At 79.9% G+C, this 443-nt stretch carries 1 protein-coding gene; it reads right to left on the bottom strand.

Annotated elements, in window-relative coordinates; genetic code table 11:
• Nucleotides 1-443, bottom strand: a 443-nt coding sequence (imuA', locus tag GWK61_RS55265) for a DnaE2-dependent mutagenesis accessory factor ImuA' (RefSeq protein ID WP_499704287.1), incomplete at both ends; no start/stop codon positions are given.

Raw genomic sequence — 443 nt, 5'->3', positions numbered from 1 at the left:
ATGTCCCTCTCCGCCACCCACTCCCGCACCGCCCCGTCCGCGGCCGGCAGCCACAGCCGCGCCGTGCGCTCCCTTCCGGCGGCGCCGCGTCCGGCGGCGGTGATCGTGACCCGGCGCCCGGTCAGGTGCCCGGTACCGTCACCGAGCCCGGACCACGCCGACTCCGTCAGCCGCAGCCGCACATCGGCGCCGGGCCACTCGCCGGCCACCACCAGCGCCGCGCCGCGCTGGCGCACCGTGCGGCGCAGGCGCGCGCCGATGCGCCGCACCTGCTCGCCGCCGGGCCGGCGCGGTGGCCGCACCAGCACCAGGTCCACGGCGCCGGCCAGCACCGTGACCGCCTCGGCCCAGCGCTCCCCCGGCTCGTCCAGCATCAGGAAGCGCCGCAGGTCGGCGCCCATCCCCGAGGCCGCCGCGATCCCGAACGCGGGCAGCCCCACCAC

The sequence above is a fragment of the Catenulispora rubra genome (assembly GCF_015356825.1).
Classification (GTDB): domain Bacteria; phylum Actinomycetota; class Actinomycetes; order Streptomycetales; family Catenulisporaceae; genus Catenulispora; species Catenulispora rubra.
This window is presented reverse-complemented; position numbering and strand designations above follow the sequence as displayed.